The following is a 16,866-nucleotide window of genomic DNA, read 5'->3' on the forward strand; positions in this document are numbered from 1 at the left end:
CTTTGCTTTTTATAAAATCCCTTTTAACTTTTCACCAATTAACTTCGCTACATACTCATAGCCTTCTGGTCCAAAGTGTAGCCCATCTCTTTCATCATTTTCTACAAACCTTTTATAATTCCGTTCTTGAATCATTTCAGCATACAAATTTAGAAAATAGCTTCCTGTTTCTTTCGCTACTTCCTCTACCACGTCTGCATACTGACCGAGTACTTCATTTGTTCTATTATGCTGTCTTTCTTCATCAACTGGGGCAGGACTAATAAGCAGTACTTTACCTGAAGAAATATGGTTCACAATCTTCTCTAAATTTTCTTTGTATGCTTGTAATGCCCCTTGCGAAAAAGAGACTGCATCATTCGTGCCAAGAAAAACTGTTACGAAATCTGGTTTATGTGATAATACATCTTCTTTAATCCTTTTTAACGCATCAAACGTATTATCACCTGGAACACCTGCATTCACTACATTCCAATTCGGAAACATCTCTCGCAAACGTGGTGTTAACCTCGGCGTTCCATTGAAAAACATTTCATCAGCTGTAATACTATCCCCAAAGCATACTAACGTTTTCATAAAACTAACTCTCCTTTTACGTATGAAACAACTTTCCTTCTACCGCCTTAATATATCTTTCAGCAGAACGTTCCACTGCCTCATTTGCATGTTCTTTTACTACTCGATGAAAAGCGTTGTATAAACGATTAAACTGTAACGGCTTCACTCGATTCACCATTTCTTCCACTTTTCTCGCTGGTAATGGAATTAAGTTTGGATAGCTGTACATAAAGCTTACCCATCGTTCATCCGCTACAACTTGAATAATATCACCTGTTAACAAAATTCCTTTCCCATCATTACCTTCTTCCCAATGTAAGACAGATCCACCTTTAAAATGACCACCTAAACGATGAATAACCAATCCATCCGCTAATTGTAAAGACTCACCAGACCAATAAATAATACGACTACTCGGGCGCATCACCCACTCTTTATCATCTTCGTGTATATAAATCGGTACATCAAATGTCTCCGCCCATTCTACTTGCGTTGAATAATAATGAGGATGAGACAAGGCAATTGCATCTAGTCCACCAAGCTCTTTTATTTTCGCAATTGTCGTTTCATCTAAATAAGTAATACAATCCCACAGTAAACGATATGACTCTGTTTTCACTACATATGCCGTTTGACCGATCGCAAATCCTGGTTTTGTTGTAATACTAAAAAGTCCATTTTCCTCTTCGATTATTTCATTTTTATATGTATCACTTGTTTGTAAGCTTTCTAGCGTCGTCCAAGACTGCCCTTTCGGATTCACATATTGTCTCTCTTCATCACAAATATGACAACTCACCGGTTCCTCTACACTCGCTGCATACTGCACACCACACGTTGTACAAACAAAATTTTTCATCATAATTCCCCCTATCCCTCTATTTTTATTAAGCTGATTTTTGTTGATACTGATTTGCTTTTTTATTTTCAATTAATAAACTGATAAAAGTAAGTAAATAAACAACCGTAACGGATAATGGAATGACAGTGAATCCTTTTTCTGCAAAAAGAATCCCGCAAACTGACGTTACGAATACAGTCCCTACGGATAATAAACCGTAACTTTTGCTTTCATAAATCCATACGTACGGGATAAAATGAACACCTATTAACATCGCTACTACAAAAGGTAACCATTCTGGAAATTGAAAATAGGCAAGTAATACAAGCGGAATATTCAATACATTTATCCCACCAATTAATCCTGCCAAAACCCCTAACGGGTTTCCTTTCGCAAACATATCAATTTTCAATATAGCAGCTATCATTAATCCAAAAGGAAACACACATCCCATACCGATTAAATATACCCACACCACTTGTTTTTCAGAAAGAACAAAGCCCATTATACTCATAACTATCCAAAATAAAACACCAGCTAATATAACCGGTAATCCTCGCTTCGTTTTGATTGCTAAATCCTTTTTCGCTTCTGAAACATTCATTTCACGATCCCCCCAAAAATATTTGTACTATAAAGTCACCTCAACCTCGTCCATCCAATAACGCCAAGCTACTAAATAATCTTCTAAATCTTTCGGGTGATGTCTTAAACACGTATCTATACGCAAATATAATCCTATAACTATTTCTTCATATAAATCACGTTCTTTTTTATGAAATACACAGTGTTTCATCGCATAATCAATCGTTTCTTTCGTTACATCTTCCGGGGTTGAACAGAACGCATAAATTAAATCGTATATAGGATCTCCTAACACTGGTAGGGGATCAATTACACCATGCAACTCATTTCCTTGAAATATAAAATTATGAAATCCAAGATCACCATGCAGTAAAAATGGATGATTTATTCCAGTCCCTCTATTTGGGCTATTTGCTAACTTAAGAACTGTTCTATACTCTTCCTCACTTATGTAACGTCTTACATTTTCATAAGCTTCCATCACATTTTTCGTTAAAAATGCACTCCAAGATTGAACCGGACTTTCTTTCCATCCCCAGCCATCTATACGTGAAACTATTTCATACTTATTAATAACTTCTTTTACAAGGGTACTAAGCGTAATTCTTTTTTGTCCTCGTCCGCACGAAGTACTACCTTCAAGGAAAGAATACACAATATATGTATGTAAAGGTTCCTTATACAAAAGATTTGCAAACAAAGTATTCCTTTCATAAAAAGAAAGAAAAATAGCTTCTTCACGTATTACTTCCGCTTCATTAAGTTTTACAACGTATTTTTCATCCAACAAATATACAGTACTTGTCGTTCCCCCGTTCAGCACTTTTACGCTAGTTGGATAATGTGAAATCACTTTCTCCTTAACTAGTTGTGCAGCGATTGTTGAAATGTCCATTCCCTCACCCTTTAATCCCGAAGATTTCTTCAATTCAAAAGACAACTTTACTATTATTTGACAAACAAATAGTAAATACCTTCCAAAATCATAATATAACAAAAATTCATTCACTTTTACATTTCAAAAATAAGGAAATACTAACAACAACGTTACATACATATAGGAGGACAATATGAAACCTGAATTTTTAAAAGCTGTACATGATGCCATCGGAAATGTCGAACACATTCATATAGAGGAAAGCGGTGCTGACAGCTTACTCATCCATCATGATGATGCACAGCAGTTACAACAAATCGCTAAAACGCTAGAAAATAACAATTTTCGCTCTGCTTTAAGAACAACTGGAGATGCTTCGTATATTGAAGTATTGAACAGATAATGAAAGTCCGGATGTATGCCGGGCTTTCTTTTTTGTCCCGCATTAACGGGCAGTAAGACCCTCACCTCAAAATTCAACGGAAGCAAAGAAGTTAGGTGGGGGATCAACTGCCCGTAAAAGCCCGATTGGTTCAACTAATAATCAGTGGGGATGCCCCACCCACTGATTAAAGTTTCACTTTATATTGAAACTTCAAATTCTTTCACATACACCGCTGTTCCAGCAATATCAATTTGTAAATTCGCATTCCCTTCAACTTTCGTTACATACACCGTTACACGACCATCTTTATGTATTTCCTGTCCTTGTTCAACAATTAACTCCATTTCATGGTCAAAATCTTTTTCCAAATACATCGCATAATACGCCCCCATTACACCTGAAGCTGTTCCTGTCACTGGATCTTCTATCGTTCCAGCATAAGCCGATGAGAAATGACGTCCATGCATTTGTGCTAGTTCATCATAAGTTTCTAGACAAATTGGGTGAATAGAAGCGTTAGGTATTTCTTTTAATACTGATGGAAACATCTCATTGTTAGGCTTCATTCTCTCACACGCATCTAGATTTTTAATCGGTACAATTACAGTCCAATTACCAGTACTTCCATATACAATCGGTAAACTTACATCTAAATCATTTACTTCTAAACCGATACTATGAGCTAATTCTCCTTTTGAACCTGTAAATTCTTTAAACTGAGGTGCTGCCTGCCTCATTTTAATAAAGGTTTCTACATTTTCATTTACACCTATTTGTATCGGTAAAATCCCAGCCTTCGTTTCAATCATAAGGTTATTTTTCTCTTCTAATAACCCTCTTTCACGCAAAGCAAATATTGTTGCAACTGTCCCATGACCACATAAATCCATTTCATAACCAGGTGTAAAATAACGCATTCTTATATCTGCTACTTCTGAGGAAAGAACAAAAGTTGTTTCGTTATATCCAACTTTTTCAGCAATACGCTGCATTTCCTCTTCTGTTAATCCATCTGCATCTAATACAATACCTGCTGGATTACCCATATTCGATTTATTCGTAAATGCGTCATAATGAAATACGTTTATAGTCTTCATTTTCTTTTCTCCTAACCTTCTTTAAAAATTTTATAATAAAGCTCTATCTCCGTTTTCAACGAACAATTATTTCTCCAAAATATTCTCTGCATCTTTTCATTTGAAGTATGTGTGCTTCCGATGTAATAAGTAGCCCCTATTTCCTTTAACATATGTAAAGATTGAAGATGCAGCCGGGAAGCAATTCCTTTCCCACGATAACAAGGCATTACCCCAAGATAAAATAATCGTCCTTCACTTTCTGTTCCAGTTTCTATATGCGGTATGGACATACCAATCGGCTCATTTTTATCATAAAAAACAATACATGACTTTTCCCAACCCTTACCTAACTCTGTTTGTACAGAATAAAAATGTTCATCGATAGTTAAAATTGAAGTTTGATTCCCTGAACCCGACATACATTGTTCCCAAATATATTTAAAATCTTTTTCCGATAACGTTCCTTCTGCTATTGATCGATATGTATATTGTCTTTCAAGTTCTTCTATATTGTTCAATTCTCTACATACTTCTATCTTTGCTGCGTGCAAAGAAAAACCGGCATCAAGTAACACTCTCACACTTGAGTTATAACTACTAAACCTTTTGTTTAATACAATACTCGCTCTTTTTAACTCCCAATTAAAACAAACCTCTTCAAATCTACTTATCTTTTCTTTATATGTTTGTACGTTATACAAAACGTCTTCTTCGATTTCTTCAATCGTTACTGCATTTGGTAAGCCATTTAATACTTTTTTAGAAGGGCCAAACAGATTCTGAATGATTGCAAGATCGTATATCACCACTTTAATTCACCTACACCTGGCTCAATAAACTTCCCTGAAACATCCTCATTTGAATCTATTATCCAATCATATATATTTTTTGCTCCTTCAGCCGGGGTCATATTCGCATCAAAAGCACCAATTTCAGTCTTTAATTTTCCAGGGTGAATAGCAGTTACACGAATTCCTTTATCCTCAAACTCTTGTTGTAAACAGAGTGTTAGCATATTTTGTGCAGCTTTAGCAATTCGATATGAATATGAGAAATGGCCTTGCGGAAACTCTTTGTTGGCCATTTTATGCAATGAACCTAACCGAGAGGACACATTTATGATTCTCGGATGATCCGATTTAGCTAAAGCCACATATGTACCTTTTACAGCTCGAATTACACCTAAGCAATGAATATTAAATAAGTCCGTTAACTCTTCTGAATTCGTATGTAAAACCTCAGTCTCCTTTCCAGTAATTCCTGCGTTATTTATAACTAGATCAATATACTCTGTATATTCCTCAAGCTGTTTCTTAATTTGTTCTGTACTTTCATCAGCCGATAAGTCTGCTAATATAGGAAAACATCTACAACTAAACATTTGCTTCAATTGCGTTACCGCAACCTCAGTTTTAACTAATGGATAAACAATATGTCCATTTTCATGAAACACTTTTACTAACTGTAACCCTAATCCGCGATTTCCACCTGTAATTAGAACTCTCATATATTCATCTCCTTATTTTTAAAATAAATAAGAAAATCCATCCACTTACCATTCTCTAATGAAAACGCCTCTCTCTTGCATTCAAAAGAAAAACCGGCTCTTTCCGCAAGACGAACGGATGGTTCATTACCAACATGTATATGTAATTCGATTCTATGAAAATGAAGACGATTAAAAAATAACGATACTGCAGCTTTCACACTTTCCATGCCATATCCGTTTTTCCAGTATTGATTATGTATGGAATATCCCATCATCGCCCATTGATAGTCCATACGTAAAATTTTAATCAGCTCTAGCTTACCAATATTAGCTCCGTCTTCTTTACGAAAAATACCTAATACGTACATCTCATCTCGATGTGCTGCTTATCAAAGCCTCTAATCCATTCCGTGAACCATTCTTTCGTTGATGATGCCATAACTTGATAACCATCGTCATATTTATACTGCGATGGTAACCTCTTATGAAATCCATCTAACCAACTTTCATAATCATCATTTTGGAACGGACGGATCATCAGTCTCTCTGTCTCTACCTGTAATAGCGGCAGCTTCATTTACATCTCTTCCCTTGATTAATATTTGAATATTCTTTATTATCTTACACAAAATACAAAATCTAGTAAATTATTATGTTTTGATAGACAAAAACCCAGTCATGCTTTATACATAACTGGGTTCTTCATCGTTTAATAACATTTTTATTTCACAAGAACTACATCCCTTAATTCCCTCTTCAACACTTTCCCTAAAGCGTTTTTCGGTAATTCTTCTACGAATACCACTTCTGGAATTTTGTAACTTGCTAACTTCTCCTTACAATACTGAATAATACTTTCTTCTGTTACTGTTGTTTCGCCATCCTTCACAATGTAAGCTCTTGGAACCTCTCCCCAAAATTCATCTGGAACTCCAACTACTGCAACTTCTAAAACACCATGTATTTCATGAATAACCTCTTCTACTTGGTCTGGATATACATTGTCACCACCGCGTATAATAACGTCTTTATATCTTCCCATAATATGCAAGAATCCGTCGTCATCTATCATGCCAGCATCGCCCATGTTAAACCAATTATCTTTTACTACCTTCTTTGTCGCCTTTTCATTATTCCAATACCCTTTAAACATATATGGACTTCTTACATGAATCTCTCCAACTTCATTTGCTTTAAGTTCATGTCCTGTTTCTGGATGAACAATTTTCACCTCTACATTTTTCAAGGCTTTTCCAACAGAAGACATCTTTTCTTTTCCCATCATTGGATGCCATGATGTTACAACCCAACCTTCTGTACTACCATAGCCTTGCACCATATAGATTCCTTTTTCCATATATTTTTGGATGAGTGTTTCTGGCACTTTTGTTCCACCGCTCTGTGCTACTTTAAAGGTTGAGATGTTACGTTCTTTTTTATTTAGTTCATCAAGCATATAGCTATAAACAGCTGGGAATGCAAGCATCGTAGTAATTTTCTCTTCTTCAATCTTATCCCAAATAAGAGTAGGATTCGAATCAGCTAAGAAGATCATCGTAACACCATGATAAATACAATTTAAAATAGAAAGCACACCACTCATATGAAATAATGGATGCACGGATAAAAAGCGTTCACCTGCTGGAATTTCTCTTTGTCCTGCAATCTCATCAAAATAATGATGTAAGTTTTTATGTCCAATTACGCATGCTTTTGCCTGTCCAGTCGTTCCTGAAGTAAATAAGTAAATGGCATCGTCTTCTTCATGAACTTCTACGTTCGGTTCTGTCATTGGCTGTTTTTGCAACTCTAATTCAAATGAACCAAAGCCTTCTTTTGTCGTTTGAATTACATACGGAATTTCTTTAACAGCATCAACATTTAATAACACTTCACTAAATTCTTCATCAATAACTAACACTTTTAATTTCGCTTCTTTTACAATCGTTTCTAATTCATATACAGTAAGCTGATGATTTAGCGGAATACATACCGCTCCAATTTTTAAACTTGCCATCATAACGCTTGGAAATGGGTGATTGTTTTTGCATAGTATTCCTATACGATCTCCTCTTTGCACACCATTATGTAATAAATAATGTGCAAGCTGATTTACTCGTTCATTATATTGCTGAAACGAATATCTTTTCCCTCCGCCTACAAGCGCTTCCAAATTTGGTGATTGCATTGCTCTTTTTTGTAATAATTTTTGCATCGTTCTCAAGTAAAACTCCCCTTTATATATGTTAGGTTTTTTATTTTACCAGATTAACTATTAATTTACTAAAGATTACACTTAGTGAATATAATAAGAATATAAAATAGCCATTTACTTCACAAGTAAATGGCTATTTCCTCTTATATATTAGAATACTTCTTGTTCATCACATATTGCACATACTCAGGTGCACTTTTATCAATCTCTTCATCACTTAGTTTATATTCTGCACCATATAAATAAAATGAAGGTATAAATTCCATACCTGTATATAAGCATGTAGCTTGGAATGGTTTCGTCAACTCATCCATCGTAATTCCGCTATTTTCATAATCTTTTTCTAATCCACCTATAGAAACTGCTACACCAAACTCTTTTCCCTTCACTTTATCCCCTTTTGATCCGTATGCAAATCCATATGTTAATACATCATCAAACCATTTTTTTAATAATGGCGGTGTGCTGTACCAGTAAAGCGGAAATTGAAATATATATCTGTCATGTTCTACTAATAACTTTTGCTCTTCTTCAATATTAAACTCCCAGTTTGGTGCCACTTTATATAATTCATGCACCGTAATTTCATCTGAATGTTTCTCAAGTTCTTCTATCCATCTTTTATTAATTTTTGATTTTTCAATATGAGGGTGTGCTACAATTACAAGTGTTCTCATCATTTTCCATCCCCTTTATAAATGAATCAATCCTTTACATATTAGTATGAATGCATTACATATAATTGAAAAGTACGTACTTTCAGGTGCTATAGGAACCTTGAGGTACCTTTGGAGGTGTTATATGAATCAAAATGATAACTGTCCAATTGCAACGACGCTCGATGTAATCGGTGGAAAATGGAAAGTTCATATTTTATGTGTTTTGATGGATGGAAAAATGCGAACAAATGAAATCCGACGAGAAATCCCAAACATTACGCAAAAAGTTCTGACTCAACAACTTCGGCAACTTGAAGCTGATGGGATTATCCATCGTACTGTATATCAAGAAGTACCACCAAAGGTTGAGTACACAATAAGCGAATACGGGAAATCTTTAATGCAAATTATGAATGAACTATTTGAGTGGGGAAAAGATCATCAAATAAAAAGATTACATGACTAAAAAACCTACCAACTTCTTTGCATACTGGTGGGAACGGCACATCACTATCAAGCTAACAAAAAGACCTTAATAAAAACTTTCATGTTTATAGTCCATTTAAGAATTAGCTTGATAGTGATACGGCAAGACCCAAATAAAGAAGTATATGAAACAAATTAACAACAACGCACGGCTGATGTTAATAAGAAAATTATAATCGCTGAATGTCTTTCTTACTTCATTTTGAAGTTTAAACAATTATCCATTAAGCCAAGCTTAATAATATCGCTTTTGTACGATTATCCGTTACTTCATAATAAATTTCTAACCCTTTTCGAGTACCTGTAACGACTTTAGTAGCTTTTAGTTTAGATAAATGTTGACTAATTGTACTTTGAGGCATTTGTAACATTTCATACATTGTCGTTACGTTAATAGGACCTTTTGCAACCATTATTTTTACTAATGATAAACGGACAGGATGTGCTAATACCTTCAATACTTCAGTGATTTCTTCATACATTTCTTTCATATTTTTTCTCCCCTTTTACATAAACATTAATGATATCCATATATATAATTCGAAAGGATATACGATTTTGTGTCCGTCATTTTAAAAAAAATAAAAAATCTTTTCAGATGGAAAGAATTCCCCCTCTGTTCAATATTCTATAAAGTGAAACTTTAATCAGTGGGGTTTTCTTCATCCCCCACTGATTATTAGTTGAACCAATCGGGCTTTTATGGGCAGTTGATCCCCACCTTACTTCTTTGCTTTCGCTGAATTTTGAGGTAGGGGTCTTACTGCCCATTAAAGCGGGATAAATTTTTCTTTCACTCGATATTATGTGGTAAGAACTTTCCTTACTGCGACCCTCTTCCATTGTTTTCTTGCTTATGTCCACTATACCCTTGAGAACCTCTTCCATTATTCTCTTGCTGATTCCCATTATTCCCTTGCGATCCTCTTCCGTTGTTCTCTTGCTGGTGCCCATTATTTCCTTGGGACCCTCTTCCGTTGTTCTCTTGTTGGTGCCCAGTATTCCCTTGCGATCCTCTTCCGTTGTTTCCTTCCTGATTCCCATTATTCCCTTGCGATCCTCTTCCGTTGTTTCCTTCCTGATTCCCATTATTCCCTTGCGATCCTCTTCCGTTGTTCTCTTGCTGGTGCCCATTATTTCCTTGGGACCCTCTCCCGTTATTTCCTTGCTGATTCCCATTATTCCCTTGCGATCCTCTTCCATTGTTCTCTTGCTGGTGCCCATTATTCCCTTGCGATCCTCTTCCGTTGTTTCCTTGCTGATTTCCATTATTCCCTTGTTGGGATTCTCGACCGTTGTTCCCTTGCTGATTCCCATTATTTCCTTGTTGGGATTCCCTACCGTTATTCTCCTGCTGATTCCCTCTATTTTGTTGCTGAGATCCTCTACCATTGTTTTCTTTTATTTGCTTCGTTGGCTGTTCCTCTATTTTCTTTTGTTCTTTATGCTCTGGCTTCTCATATTTTTTGTCTTTTACAGAAGACAAATCTGGCGCTACATCAGGAGATGAATCCGGCTGCGATTGCACCTCTTCTTCGTTTTCCACCGGATTAGACAGCGTGGCAGGCGGCGTAACCGATTTGTTCTTCTCATTCTCTTGCTTTATATAGACACCTGTGCCCATTCCAGCTTTTCTAGCATTCTCTCGTACTTGCATCGTGCTACTTTGATATTCGACTGTAATATGTTTTAGCTCATATTCTTTCTTTAATTCTTTCATTACCTTTTCCAACTTCGGTTCTAGCAACTTATCCTTTGCAATAGCGGTTAGCATAACTTGCTTATCATTCGTTAAATACTTATCCTCTTGACTCTGCTTTATAATTGTACGTATTACTTCTTGCAATTGTTTATTTTCCCATTGCTTCAATTCTTTTAAAATACGCCTTCCATCATCATTACAAGCTTGTAAATCTATAACGCGAAGATCCTTCGTTACGCTCACTTCTAAACTTGGATTTATATCAACTGAGACGTAAGCGAATACTTTTTCTTCCGGTTGGTTGTAGAAAAATAACAGCGCACATAGAAAACAAGCAACAAGTAATGATGCCGGCTTTAAGAAATAAGGGATTGAAAAACGCGATGCTTTTTGTTCTTGCTCATCAAATGAAATTTCCTCTCCAATCATGCAAGAATCCCCTTTTCTTTTACACGTAATAAACTCTCCATTTGGCGTTAAAACAACTACGCTATGTTTTTTTATATCCATCACAATTCCTTTATTCATCATGCTTCCCTCCCCTTATATAATCAAGAATGTATGTATAGTTGTTTGCGAAGATAATACACATTGCAATGATATATTTTCTATGCCGCTCCAACGTTTTACGACTTACCCTAACACGCGGTTCAATATGTTTAAGCGGTAACTTTTTCTTCCTAAACAGCTCCTCCATCATTTCCTCTTCTTTTATAATCATCTTTACAATTTCTATTAAATGTTCACGCGTATCACGATGCTTAGGAGATTCTTTAGCAAGCTCTGAAAATGTGATTTTAAACTCAGCTAACACACTTTGAAAATGGAGAATTTCTTCCTTACGGTTACCATTTTCTATTTCCTTCATATACTCCGTAAGCGATACTTGCATTTCTAACATTTCCTCTTGCTCATCTTCTTTTAAAAAGACAAGGTTATGCTTAGACTCCTTGCGTATATAGTCAATTACATCTCTTTTTATAAGAAGATCAGCAAACGCTAGAAAAGATTTCCCTTTTTTATATGAATACTGTTCAATTGCTTCGTTAAACGCAAACAATCCAATACTATATTCATCATCCTGTTCTGTAATATATCGGCGGCAGACAGACGAGATTGATTTTCTAATAAACGGCTGATACTGTACGATAAAAGCTTCTTTATCTTCTTCATTATTTTGTATGTTACATACGATATCTTCTATTTTCGGTTTTCTTAAGATCTTCATTACTAAACTCAACACGGGTAATCTCTCTCCCTCCTTCTGCTTGAAATAGAAAAATGGTCACTAAACAAGTGACCATTCAACCACATTTTCTTTAGGCTTGTCTTCTTGTTGTTCATATTTTTCAAAGCCAACTTTTCTATCGTTCTTACAGTTAGGCTTACATTTCACTCTACTTTCTTATTTTCTTCCGCTTGTTTTGCTTGCTCTGTTTCTATTTTATCTGCAATCCTTGCATAACTCTTCTCTATATCATTGGTAATTTCACCCTTTTATTTCGGATGCTCAACTTAATCTAGTAATTTTATTAACACGTCAATATTCTTTCATAATCAGTTTTCTTCTATTTATTTTCTTCACTATACATATTCGGAGGAATACAAAGTTTTATGGGGGTCAAAAAATATTTTTATAAAAAAATAGATATTTATTTCAAAAATAAAAACCATTGATTTGAAAAAGGGCTAATCAAATTGATGGTTTTCTTATCATATCTATTAAATTAAGTTAGGCTCTCATTATGTATAAGAAAATCTGCTGTTCTCCCTATTTCCTGCCGCTTTTCTCCATCGTTATCTTTCTTGATTATCATAATATGTCTTATCTGCATATTTTTGATCATTTCCTTTTAGATAAGCTAATATTACTTTTGGATTTTTAAGTAAAGCCCAGTCTCCATATGTATCAAATCTTCTGCATGAAGTTATCATGCCATTTTTAATGGTACCAAATTTCTTATTATTTCGTTTTCCCCATTCTTTTAAGCGTTTCGCGAAATCTGCATCTTCTGCCATAAGCATGTTTTCATTAAATCCGTTAATTGCCATAAAATCTTTTCTATAACACCAAAAAATCCCCACAGATATAGCTCCGTACTTAAAAAGTAAGGGAATTATAATTAGAATTGCAGAAAAGAATATTCCAAAAGACATTCTTTCGAACTTCCCATTCACCCCACCACCAATATATTTACCTGAAGATAAATATTTATCTACATTAGATAACAAAGACTCTGTCATTATCGTATCAGCATCTATAGTAACGATTATTTCTCCACTAGCTATTTCTGCCCCTGCATTTCGGATTTTAGATAAGTTTTTATCTTCATTTTTTAATGTAATACAATCATAAGATTTTGCTATTTCCTCTGTTTTATCTGTGCAACGATTTAAAACAACTATAACTTCCGTTTGCTCTTTATATGCTTCTGATGCTTTTGCAATTGAATCCAAACATTTTCTAATGTACTTTTCTTCATTATGTGCAGGGATTATAATAGAAAACTTCACATCTTTTTGTAAATCACTTCCTGAAGATTCGTTTATTTCAGTCATAATATTCCCCCTTATTTTAGATAAATATATGTTATACATAACATATATTAAAATTGATTAAGTTTTATTATAAAAAAGTACTTAAAACAATATGGACATATTATGTTAAGTGTAACAGGGCTACTATTAAGCTAAAAAAATTGACGTTGTATGAGCTTAGCTTAATAGCGATGTGTTGGACCTCTATATAAAAAACCACAGTTTACACCCAAACTGTGGTTTTTTGACGTACAATGATTTATCAACTTCTGTTTTTAGTCTTAAAATCTGCAACAGAACCAGGATCCCTCCTGAAAGTATAAATTCCAAGGAGGGAATCCGTTTTTTATTTACTTATATACGTACAGCTGTACCACTTACAGCAACCATTAACATTCCATCACGAACAACTTCGTAATCTACGTCAATACCAACGATAGCGTTCGCACCTTTTTGTTTTGCAAGTTCTTTCATTTCGTCCATTGCGATATCACGAGCTTCTTTTAGCTTACTTTCATAAGAACCAGCACGACCACCGACAACATCACGAACAGAAGCGAATAAATCGCGTACAATGTTGGCCCCCATAATAGCTTCACCATTTACAATATCAATATAGTCAATAATTTCTTTACCTTGAATTCCAGACGTTGTTGTTACAATCATGTTTGACACCCTCCTAATTTTTTATAATATTCAACTGCATGTGTCTCTCTATGACATATGCAATTAAATAAAAGGAATAAAATTGTTTAACATATGTATCGCTATAACATATGCAAGGGATCTATTAGAAATAAGATACGCTGCAGTAAGCATCACCGTGCCAGGTAAATAAATAGCAATATCCGAAAGTTGGTTCGTGTGAAGAAGTGTAAAAATTATAATCGAAACGATGGATGCAATAGCAGTACCAACATATTCCGAAAAACGATTTACTAATATATAACGAAATATAATTTCTTCAATTATTGGTCCTATAATCCCAAATACAAGTAATGTGAATATAATAGGCATCTCTGCGCCATTTGTAAGGATCTGTTCTTGGTTCTCTGGCTGACCTGTATTTAGAAAATGCATAATAGAATTTTCCACAATTATCATAAGTAAAACTACCATAGGAATGCTTACTATTTTCAAAATTGTTTTCTCTTTAAAATAAGTAAAACTTTCAATCATTTCTTTCCTAAAGAAAATGATTCCTACAATAGCAGGTACAGTCAAACCGATGGCACTAAGAGCAAATTCTGATTCAACTAAGTTGCTGTTAGTTAAAAGGGATATGCCAAATAATATGAACAAGCCAATTTGAAGTAGTGCAAACAGTATATAAATTATTAGCATAACAAGTTCTTTTGTATTCGTTTTTATAAAGCTCACTTTATTACCTCCATAATGAAATTACTTAGAATCTTTGATTTTTCTTTCTGCATAACGTTCTCCTTCTAAATATACTTATATAATTTTTCAGACCGGACGGTTCGGTCCGAAAACTAATGATACTATAAGTTTCTAGTTTTTTAAACCCCCTTTATAAATTATTTACAAAATCAAAACGGTACAAAGCAATAAATTTATATTTCAGCTTCTGATTTACAATCAAATTCCAGTACTCATTCATTATTAACAATTAATCTTTTATAGTATGAAGTGATACGGCTTTTAACCGCAAGATCTCCTAATTAAACGAAGTGAAAATGAGAGTAGTTCAAACATTTTAGCTAAACATATTAATTAAAATTATATATAATACTCATATGTCGATACGGTAAAATTAGTTGCATGATATGACTGAATTAACCAACTGGTCATATTGTTTTTGACAGAAAATTCATTCGAATAGTATGGATAATACAGTTTGAGGTTTCCATCAGATAGGAATTGATAAGATATTTTTTGTTCCAAACTTATTTCTACTTACAAAAAAATCAAGAAAATAGAGGGTAAACATTACCTGGAATATTAAGCTCGTTTTTATTAGGAGGACTATAAAGCATGACTAAAGTTGATACAGTAAAAGAAAAGATTATTGAAACATCTTTATATTTATTTAATACTAATGGGATAACTCGCACATCCATTCAGGATATAATGACAGCCACTGAACTACCGAAAGGATCTATTTATCGTAGATTCAAAAATAAAGAAGAAATTGTTCTTGCTGCCTACGACAAAAGTGGTGAGATTATGTGGAGTCATTTTCATAAAGCAATGGAAAATAAAAAGACAGCAATCGATAAAATCCTTGCAATTTTCCTTGTATATCAAGATGCAGCTAATAACCCCCCTATCGCCGGAGGCTGTCCATTGCTTAATAGCGCAATTGAAAGTACTGGCGTATTTCCAGAATTACAAAAAGCAGCAGCAAAAGGCTATGATGATACAGTAATGTTAATGGCTTCTCTCATAAAAGAAGGAATAGAGAAACAAGAACTTAAAGAAGAGATAAACATTATTTCGCTCGCTTCTTTCCTTGCCTCTTCAATGGAGGGCGCTATTATGGCAAGTCGTGTATCTAACGATAATATACACCATCATTATTTTATTGAACAAATAAAACATCATCTTTTCTCTTATTCTAAATAAGTGAGAACTTGCATTGCTTTCATTCAATTTTTATAGACTTAAATTGAATAAACCCCTCACATAAAGAATGCTTTCTATTTATGTGAGGGGTGAATAGTTTTTAGCAAAGGTAGCTTTTTAGACGTTGTATATTATGCATACAACCAATCTATTTTTTTACATACCCCTCCTCACTATCTTGACGTGGATTTTAGGTTCTTATTTGTTACTGGATTAACCAAAAACTTTATAAAATCTCACATGTTCTTAGCTTGATAGCGATGCGCCGCTTCCCTATTTAAAAGAATGTAAAAAAGGCCAACAATTCAAGATTGTTAGCCTCCATATTCCATAATCGTGCATTTTAAAATACTACAAACGACTGGATTCTTCAACTTACACTATATTCTCCTTTAATTACAAAAAACGATCCCCGAATTGTTCCAGCTAATTTAGACTTCTGCCTAGCAAACTTAAATTTCTCTGCCAATTCTGTTGGTACCTCCATTCCATCAGAAAGCTTAAATCCAACAGCCCTCTTCTTCGGGTTATCCAATGTATACATGACGTTAATCACAAGACCATCTTCATAAAAGACGTATGCAAACTTAATATTTTCCACTTGAAAATACGATGTTTCTAAAGGTTTCGCCGCAAATTCAATATCACGTTCTTCCTTCAAAATGCGGTTCACATAATCAAGAGTCTTCTGGCTTGCACTAGCTGGTACAACTATAAATTCATGCTTGTATTTATTCATAAAGTAACGGGCTTCATGAGCACGTAAACCAGCTAGCGCTTCTACTATAGGTGAAGATTCTAAACCAACTGTAGTTACATTTTTAAAATCAACGATACAAGACAATTTCATCTCTCCTTTTAACTAT

19 protein-coding genes and 1 pseudogene are annotated in these 16,866 nt (G+C 34.5%); 3 read left to right on the forward strand and 17 right to left on the reverse strand.

Going from position 1 to position 16,866, the window contains the following annotated elements; all coding sequences use genetic code 11:
• Positions 1-9: 9 nt before the first annotated feature.
• Genes ACTFNE_RS10415 through ACTFNE_RS10430 form a run of 4 tightly spaced genes read right to left on the reverse strand, consistent with a single transcriptional unit; the run spans position 10 to position 2,879 of the window.
• Positions 10-576 (reverse strand): SGNH/GDSL hydrolase family protein, encoded by a 567-nt coding sequence (locus tag ACTFNE_RS10415; RefSeq protein WP_046198367.1) that lies wholly within the window; start codon positions 574-576, stop codon positions 10-12.
• Positions 577-592: 16 nt separating this feature from the next.
• Positions 593-1,420 (reverse strand): MBL fold metallo-hydrolase, encoded by an 828-nt coding sequence (locus ACTFNE_RS10420; protein ID WP_046198366.1) that lies wholly within the window; start codon positions 1,418-1,420, stop codon positions 593-595.
• A 25-nt stretch (positions 1,421-1,445) separates the two neighbouring features.
• Positions 1,446-2,003: a DUF7010 family protein gene (locus tag ACTFNE_RS10425; RefSeq protein ID WP_046198365.1), complete on the reverse strand. Its 558-nt coding sequence runs from the start codon at positions 2,001-2,003 to the stop codon at positions 1,446-1,448.
• Between the two features lie 27 nt (positions 2,004-2,030).
• Positions 2,031-2,879 (reverse strand): aminoglycoside phosphotransferase, encoded by an 849-nt coding sequence (locus ACTFNE_RS10430; RefSeq protein WP_046198364.1) that lies wholly within the window; start codon positions 2,877-2,879, stop codon positions 2,031-2,033.
• Positions 2,880-3,054: 175 nt separating this feature from the next.
• Here ACTFNE_RS10430 and ACTFNE_RS10435 point away from each other — a divergent pair, with 175 nt between their 5' ends.
• On the forward strand, positions 3,055-3,264 hold the full coding sequence (locus tag ACTFNE_RS10435) for a hypothetical protein (protein ID WP_046198363.1): 210 nt from the start codon (positions 3,055-3,057) through the stop codon (positions 3,262-3,264).
• Between the two features lie 179 nt (positions 3,265-3,443).
• On the opposite strand, the gene ACTFNE_RS10440 is transcribed toward ACTFNE_RS10435, so the two are convergent.
• The 6 genes and pseudogenes from ACTFNE_RS10440 to ACTFNE_RS10465 form a co-directional block, all read right to left on the reverse strand.
• The gene (locus tag ACTFNE_RS10440) at positions 3,444-4,343 is read right to left on the reverse strand and encodes a PhzF family phenazine biosynthesis isomerase (RefSeq protein WP_046198362.1); all 900 of its coding nucleotides are present in this window, start codon (positions 4,341-4,343) and stop codon (positions 3,444-3,446) included.
• An 11-nt stretch (positions 4,344-4,354) separates the two neighbouring features.
• Positions 4,355-5,131 carry a GNAT family N-acetyltransferase gene (locus ACTFNE_RS10445; RefSeq protein WP_046198361.1) on the reverse strand — a complete coding sequence of 259 codons (777 nt, stop codon included), beginning with the start codon at positions 5,129-5,131 and terminating at the stop codon, positions 4,355-4,357.
• Entirely contained in the window at positions 5,128-5,832 is a 705-nt protein-coding gene (locus tag ACTFNE_RS10450; RefSeq protein ID WP_046198360.1) for an SDR family NAD(P)-dependent oxidoreductase, read from the reverse strand. Before ACTFNE_RS10450 ends, ACTFNE_RS10445 begins: the two co-directional genes overlap by 4 nt.
• Positions 5,829-6,391, reverse strand: a pseudogene (locus ACTFNE_RS10455) (GNAT family N-acetyltransferase). The gene ACTFNE_RS10450 and the pseudogene ACTFNE_RS10455 overlap by 4 nt, the downstream one beginning before the upstream one ends.
• 144 nt (positions 6,392-6,535) lie before the next feature.
• Positions 6,536-8,029, reverse strand: a complete 1,494-nt coding sequence (locus ACTFNE_RS10460) for a class I adenylate-forming enzyme family protein (RefSeq protein WP_270705075.1) — start codon at positions 8,027-8,029, stop codon at positions 6,536-6,538.
• Between the two features lie 143 nt (positions 8,030-8,172).
• The gene (locus ACTFNE_RS10465) at positions 8,173-8,706 is read right to left on the reverse strand and encodes an NAD(P)H-dependent oxidoreductase (RefSeq protein ID WP_002156901.1); all 534 of its coding nucleotides are present in this window, start codon (positions 8,704-8,706) and stop codon (positions 8,173-8,175) included.
• A gap of 124 nt (positions 8,707-8,830) precedes the next feature.
• Between ACTFNE_RS10465 and ACTFNE_RS10470 the strand changes: the two genes are divergently transcribed.
• Positions 8,831-9,154, forward strand: a complete 324-nt coding sequence (locus ACTFNE_RS10470) for a winged helix-turn-helix transcriptional regulator (RefSeq protein WP_046198358.1) — start codon at positions 8,831-8,833, stop codon at positions 9,152-9,154.
• Between the two features lie 244 nt (positions 9,155-9,398).
• Here the strand turns inward: ACTFNE_RS10470 and ACTFNE_RS10475 are convergent, their stop codons facing one another.
• From ACTFNE_RS10475 to ACTFNE_RS10500, 6 genes are all read right to left on the reverse strand, one after another.
• Positions 9,399-9,665 carry an ArsR/SmtB family transcription factor gene (locus tag ACTFNE_RS10475; protein WP_000661864.1) on the reverse strand — a complete coding sequence of 89 codons (267 nt, stop codon included), beginning with the start codon at positions 9,663-9,665 and terminating at the stop codon, positions 9,399-9,401.
• A gap of 332 nt (positions 9,666-9,997) precedes the next feature.
• Positions 9,998-11,407 (reverse strand): anti-sigma-I factor RsgI, encoded by a 1,410-nt coding sequence (gene rsgI, locus ACTFNE_RS10480; protein WP_082112660.1) that lies wholly within the window; start codon positions 11,405-11,407, stop codon positions 9,998-10,000.
• Entirely contained in the window at positions 11,397-12,119 is a 723-nt protein-coding gene (gene sigI, locus ACTFNE_RS10485) for an RNA polymerase sigma factor SigI (protein ID WP_013246469.1), read from the reverse strand. The genes rsgI and sigI overlap by 11 nt, the downstream gene beginning before the upstream one ends.
• Before the next feature lie 554 nt (positions 12,120-12,673).
• A complete protein-coding gene (locus tag ACTFNE_RS10490) occupies positions 12,674-13,435 on the reverse strand; it encodes a glycosyltransferase (RefSeq protein WP_000136094.1) in 762 nt (253 codons plus the stop codon).
• 333 nt (positions 13,436-13,768) lie between these two features.
• Entirely contained in the window at positions 13,769-14,080 is a 312-nt protein-coding gene (locus ACTFNE_RS10495) for a YbjQ family protein (RefSeq protein ID WP_000637502.1), read from the reverse strand.
• Between the two features lie 63 nt (positions 14,081-14,143).
• Positions 14,144-14,794, reverse strand: coding sequence for a CPBP family glutamic-type intramembrane protease (locus ACTFNE_RS10500; protein ID WP_046198357.1), 651 nt, complete (start codon positions 14,792-14,794; stop codon positions 14,144-14,146).
• A 615-nt stretch (positions 14,795-15,409) separates the two neighbouring features.
• Here ACTFNE_RS10500 and ACTFNE_RS10505 point away from each other — a divergent pair.
• Positions 15,410-16,000, forward strand: a complete 591-nt coding sequence (locus tag ACTFNE_RS10505; RefSeq protein ID WP_000169674.1) for a TetR/AcrR family transcriptional regulator — start codon at positions 15,410-15,412, stop codon at positions 15,998-16,000.
• Between the two features lie 370 nt (positions 16,001-16,370).
• On the opposite strand, the gene ACTFNE_RS10510 is transcribed toward ACTFNE_RS10505, so the two are convergent.
• On the reverse strand, positions 16,371-16,850 hold the full coding sequence (locus ACTFNE_RS10510; RefSeq protein ID WP_025991629.1) for a hypothetical protein: 480 nt from the start codon (positions 16,848-16,850) through the stop codon (positions 16,371-16,373).
• Positions 16,851-16,866 lie beyond the last annotated feature (16 nt).

Source organism: Bacillus cereus group sp. MYBKT111-2 (assembly GCF_051915205.1).
GTDB classification, from domain to species: domain Bacteria; phylum Bacillota; class Bacilli; order Bacillales; family Bacillaceae_G; genus Bacillus_A; species Bacillus_A paranthracis.

What these genes read in the sequence shown, in the direction of transcription:
- ACTFNE_RS10505 (WP_000169674.1), top strand. Translation starts at nt 15,410, where the DNA reads ATGACTAAAGTTGATACAGTAAAAGAAAAGATTATTGAAACATCTTTA.
- ACTFNE_RS10430 (WP_046198364.1), bottom strand. Translation starts at nt 2,879, where the DNA reads ATGGACATTTCAACAATCGCTGCACAACTAGTTAAGGAGAAAGTGATT.
- ACTFNE_RS10495 (WP_000637502.1), bottom strand. Translation starts at nt 14,080, where the DNA reads ATGATTGTAACAACAACGTCTGGAATTCAAGGTAAAGAAATTATTGAC.
- ACTFNE_RS10435 (WP_046198363.1), top strand. Translation starts at nt 3,055, where the DNA reads ATGAAACCTGAATTTTTAAAAGCTGTACATGATGCCATCGGAAATGTC.
- ACTFNE_RS10510 (WP_025991629.1), bottom strand. Translation starts at nt 16,850, where the DNA reads ATGAAATTGTCTTGTATCGTTGATTTTAAAAATGTAACTACAGTTGGT.
- ACTFNE_RS10465 (WP_002156901.1), bottom strand. Translation starts at nt 8,706, where the DNA reads ATGAGAACACTTGTAATTGTAGCACACCCTCATATTGAAAAATCAAAA.
- ACTFNE_RS10420 (WP_046198366.1), bottom strand. Translation starts at nt 1,420, where the DNA reads ATGATGAAAAATTTTGTTTGTACAACGTGTGGTGTGCAGTATGCAGCG.
- ACTFNE_RS10425 (WP_046198365.1), bottom strand. Translation starts at nt 2,003, where the DNA reads ATGAATGTTTCAGAAGCGAAAAAGGATTTAGCAATCAAAACGAAGCGA.
- ACTFNE_RS10440 (WP_046198362.1), bottom strand. Translation starts at nt 4,343, where the DNA reads ATGAAGACTATAAACGTATTTCATTATGACGCATTTACGAATAAATCG.
- ACTFNE_RS10450 (WP_046198360.1), bottom strand. Translation starts at nt 5,832, where the DNA reads ATGAGAGTTCTAATTACAGGTGGAAATCGCGGATTAGGGTTACAGTTA.
- ACTFNE_RS10475 (WP_000661864.1), bottom strand. Translation starts at nt 9,665, where the DNA reads ATGAAAGAAATGTATGAAGAAATCACTGAAGTATTGAAGGTATTAGCA.
- ACTFNE_RS10490 (WP_000136094.1), bottom strand. Translation starts at nt 13,435, where the DNA reads ATGACTGAAATAAACGAATCTTCAGGAAGTGATTTACAAAAAGATGTG.
- rsgI (WP_082112660.1), bottom strand. Translation starts at nt 11,407, where the DNA reads ATGATGAATAAAGGAATTGTGATGGATATAAAAAAACATAGCGTAGTT.
- ACTFNE_RS10415 (WP_046198367.1), bottom strand. Translation starts at nt 576, where the DNA reads ATGAAAACGTTAGTATGCTTTGGGGATAGTATTACAGCTGATGAAATG.
- ACTFNE_RS10470 (WP_046198358.1), top strand. Translation starts at nt 8,831, where the DNA reads ATGAATCAAAATGATAACTGTCCAATTGCAACGACGCTCGATGTAATC.
- ACTFNE_RS10460 (WP_270705075.1), bottom strand. Translation starts at nt 8,029, where the DNA reads ATGCAAAAATTATTACAAAAAAGAGCAATGCAATCACCAAATTTGGAA.